The 17977-nt window shown below is 62.3% G+C and carries 16 protein-coding genes and 1 riboswitch; of the genes, 3 read left to right on the top strand and 13 right to left on the bottom strand.

Annotated elements, in window-relative coordinates; all coding sequences use genetic code 11:
- Positions 1 to 2: 2 nt before the first annotated feature.
- From nagA to metA, 5 genes are all read right to left on the bottom strand, one after another.
- Entirely contained in the window at positions 3 to 1154 is a 1152-nt protein-coding gene (gene nagA / locus BBJ66_RS07215) for an N-acetylglucosamine-6-phosphate deacetylase (RefSeq protein ID WP_071085947.1), read from the bottom strand.
- Positions 1154 to 2185 (bottom strand): SIS domain-containing protein, encoded by a 1032-nt coding sequence (locus tag BBJ66_RS07210; RefSeq protein WP_071085945.1) that lies wholly within the window; start codon positions 2183 to 2185, stop codon positions 1154 to 1156. Before BBJ66_RS07210 ends, nagA begins: the two co-directional genes overlap by 1 nt.
- Positions 2182 to 2955, bottom strand: a complete 774-nt coding sequence (locus BBJ66_RS07205; protein ID WP_071085943.1) for a GntR family transcriptional regulator — start codon at positions 2953 to 2955, stop codon at positions 2182 to 2184. Before BBJ66_RS07205 ends, BBJ66_RS07210 begins: the two co-directional genes overlap by 4 nt.
- Positions 2956 to 3103: 148 nt before the next feature.
- Positions 3104 to 4126, bottom strand: a complete 1023-nt coding sequence (locus BBJ66_RS07200) for an aldose epimerase family protein (protein WP_071085937.1) — start codon at positions 4124 to 4126, stop codon at positions 3104 to 3106.
- A gap of 93 nt (positions 4127 to 4219) precedes the next feature.
- Positions 4220 to 5143, bottom strand: coding sequence for a homoserine O-acetyltransferase MetA (gene metA / locus BBJ66_RS07195; protein WP_071085936.1), 924 nt, complete (start codon positions 5141 to 5143; stop codon positions 4220 to 4222).
- Between the two features lie 49 nt (positions 5144 to 5192).
- Positions 5193 to 5270: riboswitch (SAM riboswitch) on the bottom strand.
- 155 nt (positions 5271 to 5425) lie between these two features.
- Here metA and BBJ66_RS07190 point away from each other — a divergent pair.
- Positions 5426 to 7285: an ABC transporter ATP-binding protein/permease gene (locus BBJ66_RS07190; RefSeq protein ID WP_049733334.1), complete on the top strand. Its 1860-nt coding sequence runs from the start codon at positions 5426 to 5428 to the stop codon at positions 7283 to 7285.
- Between the two features lie 45 nt (positions 7286 to 7330).
- Here BBJ66_RS07190 and BBJ66_RS07185 read toward each other — a convergent pair whose 3' ends face one another.
- From BBJ66_RS07185 to BBJ66_RS07170, 4 genes are all read right to left on the bottom strand, one after another.
- A complete protein-coding gene (locus BBJ66_RS07185) occupies positions 7331 to 7960 on the bottom strand; it encodes a DUF5666 domain-containing protein (protein WP_071085934.1) in 630 nt (209 codons plus the stop codon).
- A gap of 114 nt (positions 7961 to 8074) precedes the next feature.
- Positions 8075 to 9895 carry an ABC-F family ATP-binding cassette domain-containing protein gene (locus tag BBJ66_RS07180; protein WP_049733332.1) on the bottom strand — a complete coding sequence of 607 codons (1821 nt, stop codon included), beginning with the start codon at positions 9893 to 9895 and terminating at the stop codon, positions 8075 to 8077.
- Between the two features lie 3 nt (positions 9896 to 9898).
- On the bottom strand, positions 9899 to 10555 hold the full coding sequence (locus BBJ66_RS07175) for a thiamine diphosphokinase (protein ID WP_190238072.1): 657 nt from the start codon (positions 10553 to 10555) through the stop codon (positions 9899 to 9901).
- Between the two features lie 61 nt (positions 10556 to 10616).
- Complete coding sequence (locus tag BBJ66_RS07170; RefSeq protein ID WP_049733330.1) at positions 10617 to 11144, bottom strand: MarR family winged helix-turn-helix transcriptional regulator; 528 nt, start codon at positions 11142 to 11144, stop codon at positions 10617 to 10619.
- Positions 11145 to 11260: 116 nt separating this feature from the next.
- On the opposite strand from BBJ66_RS07170, the gene BBJ66_RS07165 reads away from it, so the two are divergent.
- Both BBJ66_RS07165 and BBJ66_RS07160 read left to right on the top strand, forming a co-directional pair.
- On the top strand, positions 11261 to 12799 hold the full coding sequence (locus BBJ66_RS07165; protein ID WP_071085930.1) for an MDR family MFS transporter: 1539 nt from the start codon (positions 11261 to 11263) through the stop codon (positions 12797 to 12799).
- A gap of 386 nt (positions 12800 to 13185) precedes the next feature.
- On the top strand, positions 13186 to 14730 hold the full coding sequence (locus BBJ66_RS07160; RefSeq protein WP_071085928.1) for a M48 family metalloprotease: 1545 nt from the start codon (positions 13186 to 13188) through the stop codon (positions 14728 to 14730).
- 102 nt (positions 14731 to 14832) lie between these two features.
- On the opposite strand, the gene BBJ66_RS07155 is transcribed toward BBJ66_RS07160, so the two are convergent.
- The 4 genes from BBJ66_RS07155 to BBJ66_RS07140 all read right to left on the bottom strand — a co-directional run bounded on the left by BBJ66_RS07155 (position 14833) and on the right by BBJ66_RS07140 (position 17976).
- On the bottom strand, positions 14833 to 15696 hold the full coding sequence (locus BBJ66_RS07155) for an RNA polymerase factor sigma-32 (RefSeq protein WP_003567549.1): 864 nt from the start codon (positions 15694 to 15696) through the stop codon (positions 14833 to 14835).
- Between the two features lie 375 nt (positions 15697 to 16071).
- Entirely contained in the window at positions 16072 to 16644 is a 573-nt protein-coding gene (locus tag BBJ66_RS07150) for a CarD family transcriptional regulator (RefSeq protein WP_003543775.1), read from the bottom strand.
- 394 nt (positions 16645 to 17038) lie between these two features.
- Positions 17039 to 17377 (bottom strand): ferredoxin FdxA, encoded by a 339-nt coding sequence (gene fdxA / locus BBJ66_RS07145; protein ID WP_049733327.1) that lies wholly within the window; start codon positions 17375 to 17377, stop codon positions 17039 to 17041.
- Positions 17378 to 17571: 194 nt separating this feature from the next.
- Positions 17572 to 17976, bottom strand: a complete 405-nt coding sequence (locus tag BBJ66_RS07140) for an RNA-binding S4 domain-containing protein (protein WP_049733326.1) — start codon at positions 17974 to 17976, stop codon at positions 17572 to 17574.
- Between the last annotated feature and the right edge of the window lies 1 nt (position 17977).

Genomic DNA, 17977 nt, shown 5'->3' with positions numbered 1-17977 from the left:
TGTCAGGCCGCTTCGCCGGCAAGCCAGGTGGCGGTAACCGTGAGTGCATCGGTGAGATGGACGAGATCGGCGCGCGCGCCCGGCGAAAGGTGGCCGCGGTCGGCAAGCCTGAGGAAGCGGGCCGGATAAAGGGTCGCCATGCGCAAAGCCTCGGCGAACGTCAGGTCGAGATAGGTGACGCCGTAACGGATCGTCGAGATCATGTCGACGTCGGAGCCGGCGAGCGTCCCGTCGGACAGCACCAGCTTCGAGCAGAAGCCGCCCCTTTCGCGCCGGACGGTGCGGCCGTTCAGCGTGAAGGAATCCTTCTCGGAGCCGACGAGCGACATCGCATCGGTGACGAAGAACAGCTTGCCTTCGCCGCGCTTGGCCCGCAGCGCCGTGCGCAAGGCCTTGGGATCGACGTGATGGCCGTCGGCGATGATGCCGCACCAGGTCGCGGGATGATCGATCGCCGCGCCAACGAGGCCGGGGGCGCGATGCCCCATCTGGCTCATGGCGTTGAAGAGATGCGTAACCCCACGCGCCCCCGCATCGAAACGTTGCTCCGCCGCCTCGCTCGAACAATCGGAATGGCCGATGCTGACGGTGACGCCGCCTTCCGCAAGCTCGCGCACCTGGGCAACCGTCACCTGCTCGGCGGCCATGGTGACGAGCAGCGTGCCGATCGCCTCGCGCGCCCGGATGAAGGCCTTGACGTGGCGGTCCTCGACCGGCCGCATCAGTTCGGCCAGATGCGCGCCCTTGCGCGCAGGCGCCAGATGCGGGCCTTCGAGATGCAGCCCGGCTACGCCGCGGTTCGCCTTCACGGCTTCTGTCGCGGCCTCGATGGCGGCAGCCGATGCCTCTGATGTATCGGTGATCAGCGTCGGCAGCAGCGATGTCGTGCCATAGGGCCGGTGGCCGCCGGCGATGATCTCCATCGAGTCGACCGAGGGTTCGTCGTTCAGCATGCGCCCGCCGCCGCCATTCACCTGCGCATCGATGAAGCCGGCCGACAGCACGCCACCCGCAAGCGTCACCGTCTCGCCATCCGGCAGATCGTTTGCAGCAGCGATCGCTTCGACCCGGCCGTCGGCAACGACGAGCGCCTTGCCGTCATGGAAGCGCTCACCGTCGAAGATGCGGGCGCCGGTGAAGATCTTGCGGGCCATCAGACCGTCTCCGTCACCTTGAGCAGGTTTGCCGGCCTGTCGGGATCGAAGCCCTTGCGCCGCGTCACCGACTCGATCAGCCGGTAATAGACGAGCAGCGACACCAGCGGATCGACGAGACCGTTGCCGGTTGTCGGCACCCGCAGATTGACGCCGGAAAGCGGCTGCGTGGAGAACCCGACGGTGGTGGCGCCGAGCTTCTGCAGGCGCTCCAGCGCCTGGCCGTTATTGGCGAAGGCCGCATCGTCGGGCGCAAAAGCAACGATCGGAAAGCCCGGCTGCACCAGCCGCATCGGACCGTGCATCAGTTCCGCCAGCGAAAACGCTTCGGCATGCAGACCGGAAGTTTCCTTGGCCTTCAGCGCCGCTTCGAGCGCGATCGCAAAGGCTGGGCCGCGGCCGCCCGTATAGAGCGAGGTCGCATGGAACAGCACCTCTTCGGCTGCCGCCGTATCGATTCCGGCGGTTGCCGAAAGCGCCTCCGGCAGTTTTTCCAGCGCTGCCTGCAGGCCAGACGCGCCGCCGATCGCGGCCGTCACCCCGGAAAGGGCTGCGACCGAGGCGATGAAGGACTTTGTCGCCGCCACGCTCTTTTCCGCGCCGGCATTGAGACCGAGAACGATATCGGCCTGTTTGGCAAGCGGACTGTCGGTGACGTTGACGACGGCGATCGTCGTCGCTCCGCCCTTCTTCGCCGCCTCCTGCAGCGCCACGATATCGGGGCTGGCGCCCGACTGGGAAACGGTGAAATGCACGCCGCCCTTGAGATGCAACGCGGCACCGTAGACGGAAGCGATCGACGGACCGACCGAGGCGACCGGAACGCCGCAGGTGATCTCGAAGAGATATTTGAAGAAGGTGGCGGCGTGGTCCGAAGAGCCGCGCGCCGCCGTCGTCACCACGCTCGGGCGGGCGGACGAAAACAGCCGGGCGATCTCGGCAAAAACCGGCTTCTCCTTTTCGAGCAGCGTGGCCACCACCTCCGGCGATTGGCCGGCTTCCTGCAGCATCAGCGACTGGTTCTCACTCATAGGTCATCTCCGATTCTCAATTCGGCAACGAAATCATAGGCATCGCCGCGGTAGTGCGAGCGGGTGTATTCAACGACGCGCTGGTCTTCCAGCCGCGAAACACGTTCGATCAGCAGTGCCGGCGCGCCTGGTTTGACGTTCAGGATCGCGGCAGAGGACGGGTCGAGCGTGACCGCGGTCAGCCGCTGCAGCGCCCGCACGGGCCTGTGGCCGCTGGCCGTCAGCGCATCGTAAAGCGACCCCTCGCCGCCGGCATGCTCGCCCAGGAACTTGATCGGCACCACGGCGCGTTCGATCGCCAGCGGCAGGCCGTCGGCGAGACGCAGCCGGTCGAGCCGCAGCACCGGCTCGTCGCCGCCGAGACCGAGCAGGAAAGATTCCTCCGGTGACGGCGTATTGACGGCCCGCGACAATATCTTTGCAGCCGGTTGGCGCCCGCGCGAGCGCATGTCGGCGGAGAAGGAGGAAAGCCGCCAGAGCGACTGCTCCATGCGCTCCACCCTGCTCGATACGAAAGTACCGCTCCCGTGGCGCGATTCCAGTGCGCCCGACGCCATCAGATCGCGATAGGCGGTGCGCACGGTGACGCGGCCAAGCTTCAAGGCCTCGGCAAGATCGCGCTCCCCCGGCAGCGCCGTGCCGGGCTTCAGCAATCCTTCCTGAATAAGGCCGATCAGCGTCTGCGCCAGCCGCTTGTAGAGCGGCCCGGTCAGCGCCTGGTCACGCAGGCCGCGGCTGTTCAGCTCCGCTATCAGACTGGTTCTATCCATCGGCGCACAATAGAACCTATTTAGAACCAATCAGCAAGACTGAAATCCCCCACAGGCAAGAAAAAACCTCCCCGGGCACCGGAGAGGTTTTCATAGCGATAAAATTTGACAGCGCTGCGTCCGCAGCGCCGCATCTGAAAAAAGACGGTCAGCTCTTGGTGAAGATATAATCCGTCTCCTGGCGCAGCACTTCGCCGGGGCGCAGCACCGCATTCGGGAAACCCTGGTGATTGATGGCATCAGGCCAGACCTGCGTCTCCAGGCAGAAGCCGGCGAACGGGCCGTATTTCCGTCCGCCGAGGCCGGGAGCGCCGGTATTGAGCTTGAAGCCGGCATAGAACTGCACACCGGGCTCCGTGCTGCGCACCTCAAGCGACACACCGGAATAGAGGCTACGAGCGAGCGCGACGCTGCGCTTGGCGGTGCGCTCGCCGGACAGGCAGAAATTATGGTCGTACATCGCCTGTTCGCTGCCGACGAAACGCTTCATCGGCGCCATCTCGCGGAAATCGAATTCCGTGTCTGCGACGGAACGGACCTCGCCGGTCGGCACCTGTTTCTCGTCGGTCGGCAGATAATGGTCGGCAGCGATCATGATGTCGTGGCCAAGCGCGTCCTCACGGCCGTCGAGGTTGAAATAGGCGTGCTGGCAGACATTGGCGAGGGTCGGCTGGTCGCTGGTCGATTCATAGGTCACCGACAATTCGCCGTTGCCATGCACCCAATACGTTGCCTGAATGGTGCAATTGCCGGGATAGCCGGCGCGGCCATCGGGATCGACGATCTTCAGCACCACGCGGTCGACATCATGCTCGACGACCGTCCAGTTGCGTTTGGCGATATTGTCGCTGCCGCCATGCAGATGCGTCACGCCGTTTTCGTTCAGCTCGAGCTGGTGGTCCTTGCCGTCGAGCGTGAATTTGCCGCCGCCGACACGATTGGCGCAGCGGCCGGGTGTCGCGCCGAAATAGGCCGAATAAAGCGGGTAGCTGTCGAAATCCTCAAAGCCGAGCTGCAGCGGCGCCTCATGTCCCTCAAGGCGCAGATCCTGGATGACCGCGCCCCAGGTGATGACCTTGGCCGTCAGCCCGCCGCCCTTGATGACGACGCGATAGACGGTTTCGCCCGCCTTCGTCTGCCCGAAAACTTCCCGCTCCAACTTATCCGACATGATCGACCGTCCGTTTGATATCTAGCAATCCGACCGGAACCTGCCCGCATTTGTCCCAAACCGCAACCGGCCGCGATCAGAAAGGGATATCGCTCACAGATCCGTGCCGATCTCCTCCACGTCAAAGGGCGTCGTCTGGTAGATCTCGTTGATCCAGTTGCCGAACAAAAGATGCGCATGGCTGCGCCAGCGGTTCTGCGGCGCAAGCGCCGGATCATTATGCGGGAAATAATTGTGCGGCATCTTGATCGGCACGCCGGCATTGACGTCGCGGAAATACTCGTCCGAGAGCGAGGTGGAATCATATTCGACATGGTTGAACATGTAGAGCCGCCGACCCCGCTTCTCATGTACGAGGCAGACGCCCATCTCGCTGGATTCCATCAGGATTTCCAGCTTGTCGGATTTCTCGATATCCTCGCGGCGCACCTCCGTCCAGCGCGACACCGGCACTTCGAAATTGTCGGAAAAACCGTTGAGATAGATCGACGAGGGCTTCAGATTACGGTGGCGGTAGACGCCGAAGGCCTTCTCCTTCAGCTCGTATTTCGGAACGCCGTGGAAATGATAGATCGCCGCCATCGCGCCCCAGCAGACGTTCATCGTCGAATGCACATTCGTTTCCGTCCAGTCGAGAATCTCCTGCATCTCCGCCCAATAGGTAACGTCCTCATAGGGCAGAAGCTCGATCGGCGCCCCGGTGATGATGAAGCCGTCGAATTTGCGGTGCTTCACCTCCTCCCAGGTCTGGTAAAAGGCAAGCAGGTGGTCTTCGGAGGTGTTCTTCGCCTTGTGACCGCCGATGCGGATCAGCGACAGCTCGACCTGCAGCGGCGAGGCGCCGACGAGGCGGGCCATCTGCAATTCGGTCTTGATCTTGTTCGGCATCAAGTTGAGCAGCCCGATCTGCAGCGGTCTTATATCCTGACGGATCGCCAGCGTCTCGGTCATCACCCGCACACCCTCTTGCACGAGAGTTTCAAAGGCGGGCAGCGTATCGGGGATCTTGATGGGCATTGCGGTCACTCGATCAAAAAGCAAAAAACCGGCGGCGAAAAAAATCGCTACCGGTCCGCACGCGGCCCTTTAGCAAGTTTTTTAACGTGGCTGCAAGCCGGCCGGCCAAATCACCACGGAATGCTTAATTAGACCCAGTCGAGCCGCGAATCAACTGCCGAATGCATGCGGGAGCGACCCACGCAAGCATCATCACAGTTTAATGACTGATAGAATCTGTTGATAGACCGGTAACGCCACCATGTTAATAATGGTAAGAATGGGCGATGTTGGAAAAGCGTAATGGCAGATAAGACCGAGGGGAGGCCGGGCATCCGAAGGCAGGATAGGGTAGGGTATGATCTCAGCCTGACTTACCGCCTCGGAGTGATGTTCTCCGCATTCTGGAATTCTGAAGTGCGTGGCAAGGTGCTGTTCCTGGCGACCGTGCTGATCCTCGTCATCCTGGCGACGGCCTATGGCCAGGTCATCCTCAACGAGTGGAACGCCCCCTTCTACGATTCGCTGGAGCGCCGCGACCTCGGCGAATTCTTCCATCAGCTCGAAATCTTCGCGATGATCGCCGGTACGCTGCTGCTGCTCAACGTGCTGCAGGCCTGGCTGAACCAGATGACGGCGCTCTATATGCGCGAAGGCCTGTCACGCGATCTCGTCGATCAGTGGCTGAAGCGCAAGCGGGCCCTGCGGCTCGCCTCCAGCGGCTTGATCGGCGTCAATCCGGACCAGCGCCTGCATGAGGATTCCCGCAACCTCGCCGAAAGCACGACGGGGCTCGTTCTCGGCCTGCTGCAGGCGACCATTCTTCTCGTCAGTTTCATCGGCGTGCTATGGGAGCTTTCCAGCGGCTTCATCTTCCACATCAGCGGCCACAGCTTCTCCATTCCCGGCTACATGGTCTGGGCGGCGATTTTCTACGCCGCCTCCGCCTCGGTGCTGAGCCAGGTCGTCGGCCGCAAGCTGGTGAAGCTCAATGCCGACCGCTTCTCGAAGGAGGCCGAGCTTCGCTTCACCCTGATGCATGCCAACGAGAACATGCCGGCGATCACCGTCGCCCGCGGCGAGGAGAATGAGCGCCGACGCATCAACACCGACATCAGTTCAGTGCTGAGGGTCGTCAAGCGGCTCGCCATGGCCAATACCAACCTCACCTGGGTGTCGGCCGGCTACGGCTGGCTGGTGATCGTCATTCCGATCATCGTCGCCGCGCCCGCCTATTTCTCCGGCGGCCTCACGCTTGGTCAGCTGATGATGTCGGTCGGCGCCTTCAACCAGGTCAATACGGCGCTGCGCTGGTATGTCGCCAATTTCGGCCCGATCGCCGAATGGCGCGCCACGCTGATGCGCGTCACCGATTTCCGCCAGGCGCTGCTCGAGACCGACGAGGACTTCGAGCTGAAGGACGGCATCACCTATGAAAATACCGCGGCCGACACGCTGACGCTGAAAGACGTGGTGATCGTCGCCAAGATCGGCGAAGACATCGAGGAATGCGGCGGCTTCCGCCTGCGCGAAACCGATGTGGTGATCAAATCAGGCGAAAAGATCATGATCAACGGCGATCACAGCGTCAACCGCAAGCTGCTCTTCCAGGCGATGGCCGGCCTCTGGCCGTGCGGCAGCGGCACAATGGGCCTGCCGCCGGTCGACGATATGCTGTTCGTCCCACAGATCGCCTATATTCCCGGCGGCACGCTGCGTGAGGCGCTGGCCTTCCCCGAAAGCCCCGATGCCTACGAGAAATCAGCCGTCGAGGCAGCCCTCGAGAAGGCCGGCCTGCATTCGCTGATCTCAAGGCTCGATACCCGCGCCCGCTGGGACAAACTGCTCGACAGCGACGAACAGAAGGCAATCGGCTTCGCCCGCCTGCTTCTCGTGCGCCCGCGCTGGATCATTTTCGACGAAGTGCTTGAGGGCATGGAGCCGGAATGGCAGGAAACCATGGCCGGGCTGCTCACCTCCATGCCCGAAAGCGGCATGATCTATATCGGCCGCTCCGAGGCCTATCTCGAGGTCTTGAAGCCGCGCGTGCTGCATCTGCAGGCGCTGCCGTCAAAATCCGAGGAACCACCGCAACAGCAGGTCGCCCAGACCGGCACCAGCGCCGGTACGGGTGCCGCCGCCATGCCCGCGCCGGCGCTATAGAGCGCCGCGCCGACAGACGCTACATCCCTTTGATTTCACGAATGGTCACATCGGCGGCGTGATACCATTGAGGCCGACGGCGACCTGGCTGGCCGAAATGCTGCCATCCTCCGCTTTCTCGCCGGTGACGATGACACCGGCGCCGGCCTTCAGATCGTCCTTGGCCGCCGGCGCCAAGGTCACGATCGGCGTGCCGTCTGATATGGTGATGGTCTTTTCCTTGCCCTGATAGGTCAGTGTGATCGTATGGCCGTCGACGGATTTGACGGCATTGCTGACCGTCGCGTTGGTCATCTGGCTGTTCGGCTGCGCATCCCAGGGACCGTTGCCCTCGCCGGTGCCCTTCATCGACGCCGGAAAGATCAGCACCTCGATCGCCCCATCCGGGCCACTGCCTTTCGGCAGCGAGGCAACCCCGACGAAATCGCCGGGCTTGATATCCTCGACCGAGGCTTTTTTGATGCCGCCGACCTTCCAGCCGGCTTTCAGCGTGATCGTCGCATCGCTGCCTTCGCGCGTCTTGACGACGAGCGTGTCGCCGTTCAGACTTTCGATCGCGCCGCGGACGCGAATGCGTTGGCCGTCCTGCGCCTGTACGGCCTGCGATAAGATGAGCGCGGCAAAGCCACCGGCGGCAAGTGCTGTGAAAAAACGGGAACGAGGCGTGCGAGACATCTGACTTTTCCTTGTCGCCATTGCGATCGGCAATATCCCCGGCTGCCGGACGGCACCTTATGCCGCCTGGCGACGGGCTGACGAATCAATGAAAAGTGAGCCGCGAGGAAAAGCTCAGCCTTCCAGCTCTTCCCGCAGCATTTCGAGTTCCAGCCACTCCTCTTCCATCTTGGTAAGGCTGGCGCGCAGCTTCTCCATCTCGCCGGCAAGCCGGTTGAAGGCCGCGGCATCACGGGTAAAGAGATTGGGGTCGCCCATCACCTGTTCACGTTTGGCGATCTCGGCTTCGGCTTTCGCCATCTCCTTCGGCAAATTGTCCAGCGCGAATTTCTGCTTGAAGGAGAGCTTGCTCTTCGAGCCTCCTCCGGAAGGCGCTGCACCTTGCGTCTTCGGCTTCTCCGCCGCCTTCTCGGCTCGCTTGCGCTCCTCCAGCGCGCCCTTGCGCTGGGCAAGCATGTCGGAGTAGCCGCCGGCATATTCGATCCAGCGGCCGTCAGGTGCGTCCGGCACGGCGGGTGCGATCGTCGAGGTCACGGTGCGGTCGAGGAAATCGCGGTCATGGCTGACGAGAATGACGGTGCCGGGAAAACCGGCGACGATCTCCTGCAGCAGGTCGAGCGTTTCGATGTCGAGATCGTTTGTGGGTTCGTCGAGGATCAACAGGTTCGCAGGGCGCGACAGAATACGCGCCAGCATCAGCCGGGCGCGCTCGCCGCCGGAGAGGCTTCTGATTGGCGTTCGCGCCTGTTCCGGCTGGAACAGGAACTCCTTCATATAGCCGGTGACATGGCGCTGTTCGCCGTTGACAAGCAGGTTTTCGCCGCGCCCGTCCGTCAGATAATTGGCAAGCGTGTCCTCGGGATCGAGGTCCTCGCGCTTCTGGTCGAGGGTCGCGATCTCCAGATTGGTGCCGAGCTTTATCGTGCCGCCATCCGGCGAAAGCTGCCCGGTCAGCATCTTCAACAGCGTCGTCTTGCCGGCGCCGTTCGGGCCGACCAGACCGATGCAATCGCCGCGATGCACCCGGATCGAAAAGGGCGTGACGATCGGCCGGTCGCCGAAGCTCTTGGTGATCTTGTCGGCCTCGATCACCAGCTTGCCGGATTCCTGCGCGTCCGAAGCCGTCGCCTGCACCGTGCCCTGCGGCCCCTTGTGGCCGCGATATTGCGAGCGCATCGTCTGCAACTCGCCGAGGCGGCGCATGTTGCGCTTGCGCCGCGCCGTGACGCCATAACGCAGCCAGTGCTCCTCGCGCTCGATCGCCTTGCCGAGCTTGTGCTGCTCGAGCTCCTCGGCCTCCAGCACTTGATCGCGCCAAGCCTCGAAATGCGAAAATCCCCTGTCGAGCCGGCGCGAGGTGCCGCGGTCGAGCCAAACGGTTGCCGTCGAGACTTTTTCGAGGAAACGCCGGTCGTGCGAGATCAGCACCAAAGCGCTGCGCGTCTTCTGCAGCTCGCCTTCCAGCCATTCGATGGTGGGAAGGTCGAGATGGTTGGTCGGCTCGTCGAGCAGGAGAATATCGGGCTCGGGCGCCAGCACGCGGGCGAGCGCGGCGCGGCGCGATTCGCCGCCGGAAAGGGTTCTCGGATCTTCCTCGCCGGTCAGCCCGAGATGGGAGAGCAGATAGGTGACGCGATAGGGGTCGTCGCCCGGCCCGAGGCCGGCCTCGGCATAGGCCTGAACGGTGTTGAAGCCGGCAAAATCCGGCGCCTGTTCGAGATAACGCACCGTCGAGGACGGATGGCGGAAGACCTCTCCGGACTGCGCCTCGACCAGGCCGGCGGCGATCTTCAGAAGCGTCGATTTTCCCGAGCCATTGCGGCCGACGAGACAGATTTTGTCACCCGGCTCGATCTGCAGGCTGGCACCCGCCAGCAGCGGTGCGCCGCCGAAGCTCAGGAAGATATCGTCGAGTTTCAGAATGGGAGGGGCCAAAAATCAGACTCCGGAAAAATCATAGGGCCTGGCGAGCACGATCGCCCGGCCGCTGCGGAGCGAAAAGCGAATCTTGCCTTCCGCGACATTGGAAATGGTGCGCGACGAGCCGAAAGGCAGATGGAAATCCGCCAGCGGATAACGCGAATTGTCGATGCAAAGCCCGGTCAGCTCGCTGAACCCGAGCACGGAAACCAGGCTGTCCTTGGGTAGGTCCAGTTCGATTGCACCGGCGAGCAGCGGCACAGCCTCCTCCTTGCCCGAGGTCAGCAGCACATCGAAACCCTCTTCCGCCAGGCTGACCGCCGACAGCAGATGCTGAAGCGCGTGGTCCGAGCGTTCGCCGCCAAGTGCTCCGGCCAGGATCAGCCGCCGCGCACCCCGCGCGATTGCTTCCGACACGGCGATTTCGCCGTCCGTCGCCGCCTTTGCCTTGGGATAGGGCTGTTTCGGTACATCGGGAAAGGCACCCTCGAGATCATCAGGCGTCGAATCGAAATCGCCGACCCAGAGCTCCGGCGTGACACCGAGTGCCGCCGCATGCCGCATGCCGCCATCGGCCGCGATGAAGCGGCTGCCGCCGACAGCACGGTGCAGGCGTTCCGTCAGGCTGAGTTCGCCGCCGAGCAGAATGGTGAAGGTGGATTGGCTCATGGGCATTGCCCTTAGCGCAAACGGGGGGTGGAGGGGAAGGGGCGACGACCGATCCGCCGCGTTCACCTCAGCCCGGCGTATCCTTGTCGCGCGACAGGAAGATCGCCTCGTAACCGCCGATGAAACGATCGAACAGGGTCGCGAAGCGATCGACATCCTCTTCGGGCCAATCGGAAACGATCTCGGAGATGATCGCAATTTTCTGTGCGCGGATTTCTGCAAGCAACGCCTCGCCCGTCGCCGTCATGACGACGACGATCCGCCGCGCATCGGCCTGCGAGGCCTCGCGGCGCAGCACGTTGCGGGTCACCATCTCGGCCACCACCCGGCTTGCCCGCGACGGATCGATGCGCAGCATCTCCGCGATCAGGCCGACCGTCACCTCGCCGGCAGGCTGCGCCCTGCGCACGGCATCGAGCACATCGAGATGCGAAAGCTCGAGACCCGGTGCGGCGCTCTGGATGGCCAGCCGGCCGATCAGCCGCCGCCCGGTCATCAGCCGCATACGCGCCATGCTCCGGCCGATGAGAGACACGTTTTCGTCGTCCGGCTCGGCCGGGCTGTTGGACAGGATCCTGGTCAGGGCTTCATTCATGACGACAGCATAACAGAGCGGAAGCAGAAATTGAATATGCCGATGTCATTAATGTGCCATTGACAACTATATGCTGATAGCACATAAATTATCCATCAGATCGGAATGATGCTCCCATGGACATGCAACTCGCGCCTGCGCCGCTCGTGACGGATCCCCATCGCCGGCTTATCCTCTTTTTCTTCCTGATGACGGCCATGTTCATGGCGACGCTGGATAATCAGATCGTTTCCACGGCGCTACCGACGATCGTCGGCGAATTCGGCCATCTCGAGCGTTTCGGCTGGATCGGCTCGGCCTATCTCCTGTCGCTGAGCGCCGTCATGCCGCTTTATGGCAAACTCGGCGATCTCTTCGGCCGCAAATATGTGATGATGACGGCGATCATGATCTTCACCGTCGGCTCGGCGGTCTGCGGCCTCGCGGTCTCGATGAACACGCTGATCGCCGCCCGCGTGCTGCAGGGTCTTGGCGGCGGCGGCATCATGGTGTCGATCTTCGCCGTCAACGCCGATCTGTTCGAGCCGCGCGAGCGGGCGCGTTACCAGAGTTATTCCAGTCTGGTGCTGATGGCGTCGGGCGCGATCGGTCCGGTGCTCGGCGGCACGATGAGCGATCTTTTCGGCTGGCGCTCGATCTTCCTCGTCAACGTGCCGATCGGCGTCCTCGTCCTTACCGGTCTCGCCTTCATGCTGCCCTATCGCAAGCCGCATCGCCGCCCCAGGATCGATTATGCCGGTGCGCTGCTGCTCGCCCTGACGACGACCAGCATCGTGCTCGCCACCGACAGCAGCGAATTGTTCGGCGCATTGGTCTCGCCGCAGAGTATCGCCATCGTCGCCTTCGGCCTCGTCTGCGCCGTCACCTGGGTATTCGTCGAGCGCCGCGCGCCGGAGCCGATCGTGCCGCTGGAACTCTTTCGCAATTCGACCTTCAGCCTGCTCTTGTTGATCTCGATCATGGGCGGCGCTATCGCCATCGGAATGGTCAACTATCTCGCGCTCTTTCTGCAAACCACCACCGGCCTTTCGCCCTCTGCCGCCGGCCTTCTCTTCATCCTTCTTACTGGCGGCCTCGTCTGCGGATCGCTGTCGGCGGGCCGGATCATCTCGAAGACGGGGCGCTACAAGCCCTTCGCCATTGCAAGCCTGACCTGCAGCGCCATCGCCTTCGCACTGATGTCGCAGATCCATGCGGGAACGCCGATCGTTTTCATCGGCGCGATCATGATGCTGCATGGCATCGGCATCGGCCTTGCCCAGCAAGTTCCGGTCATCGGCGTGCAGAATGCAGCGCCTGCCCGCGACGTCGGCGCCGCCACCGGCTCGGTGACGCTGTCGCGCATGGGAGGCGCGTCGATCGCCATCTCCATCTATGGCGCCATCGTCGCTTCCGGGCTCGGCAAGGTCGGCGTCTCGATCCCCGGTGTCGCCGATATCGAGCAGCTGACGCCGAAGATGATGGCTTCCCTTCCCGAAGCGAGCCGCCAGGCCGTCGCCGATATCTATGCCGCCGCCTTCTCGCCGCTCTTCATGACCGCCTGCGCCATTGCGCTGATCGGCCTTACCGCCGCCATCATGCTGAAACCTGTGCAGCTGCCTCGCGCCGGTGAGGTGAAGATGCCGCAACCGACGACGGCGGAAGCCGCGGAATAACCGAATCGAACCCGCGGATACCTCATCCCAAGGAGTTGCTTCCACAGAGCAGCTATCAAGGATTGCAATTTTCTCGCATTGCCGCCGCTGTCGGCTGGGTTGCTTCAATCACCCCGTTCTTTTTCTGCGCCGCCGACGAATCTCGGCTTTGTGACGGAACTTTCGCCATAATTTCATCCGAGCGAAGGAAGGCCTCGACGCCCGAGGCTTGCCAAAATGCAACGCCGCCACATTTAAGCAGAGTCTCGCTATGCAACCGATGCGTAAATCAGCTACAGCAAGGACTTGTATCGGCCGATTGTGCAGTGCGAGATCAGGGGTGCGCACCCGTTGAAATCCCCTTGCCACGGTCGGTGCCAATCTGCGGCAACCGGCAAAATAGCGACATGATACGGAGAACCAGACTGGACAGCTTGACGACGTGGAAATCGCCCGCGCTTTCCAGTGATGCCGTCTCCGCGCCGCGGCGCATCGCGCGTCGCCTGATGCTGCTTTCGGCCGTCGCAATGGTGCTGAATGGCTGTCAAACGCTGATCGAGCAATCCTATCAACCGAGCGTCTCGCCTTCTTCCAATCCGCAGATCGTCGACGAGGTGCAGAAGAACGACCCGCGCGCGGCGATGGGCGCCCGCGAACATCCGCGCATCGTGGCAAGCTACGGCGGCGAATACAAGGACGCCAAGACCGAACGCCTCGTCGCCCGCATCGCCGGCGCGCTGACGGCGGTGTCGGAAAATCCGAGCCAGTCCTACCGCATCACCATCCTGAATTCGCCGGCGATCAACGCCTTCGCGCTGCCGGGCGGTTATCTCTACGTCACCCGCGGCCTGCTCGCCCTGGCCAACGACGCCTCCGAGGTCGCCGCCGTGCTGTCGCACGAGATGGGCCACGTGACGGCGAACCACGGCATCGAGCGGCAGAAGCGCGAAGAGGCTGAGGTCATCGCCAGCCGCGTCGTCGCCGAGGTCCTCTCCAGCGATATCGCCGGCAAGCAGGCGCTGGCCCGCGGCAAGCTGCGGCTCGCCGCTTTCTCCCGCCAGCAGGAGCTGCAGGCCGACGTCATCGGCGTGCGCATGCTCGGCGAAGCCGGCTACGACCCCTATGCCGCCGCCCGCTTCCTCGATTCCATGGCCGCGTACAGCCGCTTCATGTCGGTCGATCCGGAAGCCGACCAGAGCCTGGACTTCCTGTCCAGCCATCCGAATTCGGCGCAGCGCATCGAGCTTGCCCGCACCCATGCGCGCGCCTTCGGCCAGGAAGGTTCGGTCGGCGACAAGGGTCGCGACTATTATCTCGACGGCATAGACGGCCTGCTCTACGGCGACAGCCCCGAGGAAGGCTATGTGCGCGGCCAGACCTTCCTGCATGGCGGCCTCGGCATCCGTTTCGACGTGCCGCCTGATTTCCACATCGACAACAAGGTCGAAGCGGTGATGGCCACCGGCCCGAACGACATCGCCGTCCGCTTCGACGGCGTCGCCGACAATCAGAACCAGAGCCTCACCAACTATATCTCCAGCGGCTGGGTGACCGGTCTCGACCCGTCGACCATCCAGCCGGTCACCATCAACGGCATGGAAGCAGCCACCGCGCGCGCAAGCGCCGACCGCTGGGATTTCGATGTCACCGTCATCCGCAACAATTCGCAGATCTTCCGTTTCCTGACCGCCGTGCCGAAGGGCAGCGACGCCCTTGAGCCGACGGCCAATGTCCTGCGCGCGAGTTTCCGGCGCATGACGCCGGCAGAGGCAGCCTCGCTGAAGCCGCTGCGCATCCGCGTTGTCACCGTCCGGCCGGGTGAAAACATCTCGACGCTCGCTGCCCGCATGATGGGCACCGACCGCAAGCTCGATCTCTTCAAACTCATCAATGCCCTGCCCACCGGTGCAGCCGTTTCGCCAGGCGATCGCGTCAAGATCATCGCCGAATAAAAAATAGCCCGGCTTGCGCCGGGCCAGTCAGTGCTGCTGGAGGAGAATGAGGTTTACCGCGCCCTGCGTCTTTCGAGGCGTTACGGGCGCTGTAGCGCTTGTCTAAGCGTAGGCCGCCATGTGCGGATCAGCGCTGACCAGTGCGCTGCGGAGCTTCTCCATCGCCCGGCTTTCGATCTGTCGCACACGTTCCTTGGAAATACCCAGATCGGCGCCGAGTTCTTCGAGCGTGGCGCCGTCTTCGGCCAGACGCCGGGCGCTGATGATCTTCATCTCGCGTTCGTTGAGATGTTTCAGGGCCGAGGCGAGCCAGATGCGGCGGCGCTCGCCGTCGATCATGTTGGAAACCTGCTCGTCCGGCAGAGGATCATCGCTGACGAGAAAGTCCATCTTCTCGGCGCTCTCGGCATCGCCGGAGACCGAAGGCGCCTGCAGCGAGGCGTCGTTGCCGGAAAGCCTGGCATCCATGGTCTGCACATCGGCGAGGCTGACGCCGAGCGCCGCGGCAATCTCCTGGTGAATGGACTGCAGCGTCAGCTGCGTGTCGCCCTTGGCGAGCTTGGCGCGCAGGCGGCGCAGATTGAAGAACAGTGCCTTCTGCGCCGAACTCGTGCCGCCGCGCACGATCGACCAGTTGCGCAGGATATAATCCTGGATCGACGCCCTGATCCACCAGCTCGCATAGGTGGAAAAGCGCACGTCGCGTTCCGGTTCGAAGCGGGCGGCAGCCTCCAGAAGGCCGACATAACCCTCCTGCACGAGATCGCTCATTGGCAGGCCGAAATTGCGGAACTTGCCCGCCATGGATATGACGAGCCGCATGTGGGCCATGGCAATCTGATTGCGCGCGCCGCGGTCGTCGTGATCTTTCCAGCGGATGGCGAGATCGTGTTCTTCCTGACGGGCGAGATAGGGGGCGGCCATCGCGATCTTGATCATGCGCCGGTCTGCAGACATGTTCTTCATTTCGATCTCCTGAAACAGGCCTCTCGCCCTAAATGAACAATAAAACGCACCTTCCGGCACATCGCTGTCCGGACTGAATGGGGTTCCGAATGCATAAAGACCTCGCCCCTGGACTTTTCAGGGGGAGGCCCTAGTTCTTCATCATGTGCCGGTAAGACGGCCGGGCTGGACCTGTTTCTTCACCTTGCCGGATGGGCAATATTGAAAAGGCATGATCCGCTCCTCATCGAACATTGACGGAATAGCAGTTCGCCCGTCGAGGCCTTGCCCCACGAGCAGTCCGCAATTACGTGTGTTAAACGCGGCAGTCGGGAAAAAGTTCCAATAAAAAACCCGGCTTGCGCCGGGTTTTTTGATGGGGAAAACTGAAGCGTCTTAGGCGGCTTCGTCCTGCGAATCGTCTTCTTCGATCGCCTTGCCGCGCTTCGGACCCTTGTTGAGATTGGTCTCGACGAGGCGGACGGCTTCGGTTTCCGACATCTTGTTGACGGCGGCGATTTCGCGCGCCATGCGGTCGAGTGCAGCCTCATAAAGCTGGCGCTCGGAATAGGACTGTTCGGGCTGGTTCTCGGCACGATAGAGATCGCGCACGACTTCAGCGATGGAAATCAGATCGCCGGAATTGATCTTGGCATCATATTCCTGGGCGCGGCGGGACCACATGGTGCGCTTGACGCGCGCCTTGCCCTGCACGACCTTCAATGCACGCTCGACGAAATCCGTTTCCGAAAGCTTGCGCATGCCGATGCTCATCGCTTTGGCGACCGGAACCTTCAGGCGCATCTTGTCCTTTTCGAAATCGATAACGAAAAGTTCGAGCTTCATGCCGGCAACTTCTTGCTCTTCGATAGCGGTGATGGTACCGACGCCGTGAGCGGGGTAGACGATCGATTCACCGGTCTTGAAGCCATGGCGAGCTGTGGAAGGCTTTTTCTGCTGAGTCGTCATTCTATTCAAAAACTCCCTGTTACGCTTCCGGCGGCGGCCGGAGCCGGGTCAGTCAGGCCCGGGTGAGACGGTAGTATCCGTCGGGTGACTTCACTCTGGTCCCATCGGGCAAAAGCAAAGAACTTCTTGCGCACGATCTTGGGACCCGGCGCTCAAAGCGTTGATATGTCACGGAAACCGCGTACGGATTTGTTTTGCTTTCGTGATGGTTTTGGGCATGCGTCATGCCACAAATGGAACAGTATGCAAAACCTATCATAAAAATATGAGGAAATCAATAATTTGCTTCACTTGAGTCATGCGGGCAACACATGTCACCCATATTCCTCATGCAGCTTTTAAACCGTTTTGCCCCGCAGCCGCCCAAATCCGGCAACCGAATTCAGGCGCCGTCTCAATCGCCGGAACCGGGTTTCTCGGAGAAATATTTCTCGAACTTTCCGGTCTCGCCATCCATCTCCTTGGCCTCCGGCAACGGATCCTTCTTGACCGTGATATTCGGCCAGATGGAGGCATATTCGGTGTTGATCTTCAGCCATTTGTCGAGGCCCGGCTCGGTATCGGGCTTGATCGCCTCGGCGGGACATTCGGGTTCGCAGACGCCGCAATCGATGCATTCGTCGGGATGAATGACGAGGAAATTCTCGCCCTCATAGAAGCAGTCGACGGGGCACACTTCCACGCAATCGGTGTATTTGCACTTGATGCAATTGTCGGTCACGACATAGGTCATGAAGAACTCCAGGATTCCATGCAGATGGGGGCCGGGCAACCTGGAACGTCGCGCCTATCCCCGTGCCGGAGGAAAAACGTGGGCTGGCTTGGGAGGCAAGCACGCTTCCGGCAGGTTGTCAGTCCACTATCGGCTTTAACGCCGGATTTCAAGGATAAACGATCTGCAAACGCCGCCACCGCGGGCAGAGTTTTCTAATCCTCCTCCGACATCAGCCTGTCGATTGCGCGTCGTTCCTTTTTGGTCGGACGCCCCGTGCCGGTCGCCCGGATCGCCTGCTCATAGGGGGTGAGGCGTTTTGCCTCATCGGGCGGCGGCGACAGGTCGTCGTAGAGCAGGCGGGCTTCCTCGTAGGGGCCGCGCCGCTCGCCGGCAAGGCGCATGACGAGAACCACATCGCGCCGCTCCAGCGTCAGCTCGATCCGGTCGCCCGGCTTGACCATCTGGCTCGGATGATTGCAGCGCTCGCCGTTGATGCGCAGATGCCCCGATTGGATATGGCTCTGCGCCAGTGAGCGCGACTTCACCATGCGCGCGAAGAACAGCCATTTGTCGATGCGCTGGCGCGAACCGCTTGTCGGCTGTGTCTCCGCGCTCATG

Source organism: Rhizobium sp. RSm-3, assembly GCF_001854685.1.
GTDB classification, from domain to species: domain Bacteria; phylum Pseudomonadota; class Alphaproteobacteria; order Rhizobiales; family Rhizobiaceae; genus Rhizobium; species Rhizobium ecuadorense.
The sequence above is the reverse complement of the archived record's forward strand: the minus strand, read 5'-3'. Positions and strand labels throughout refer to the sequence as shown.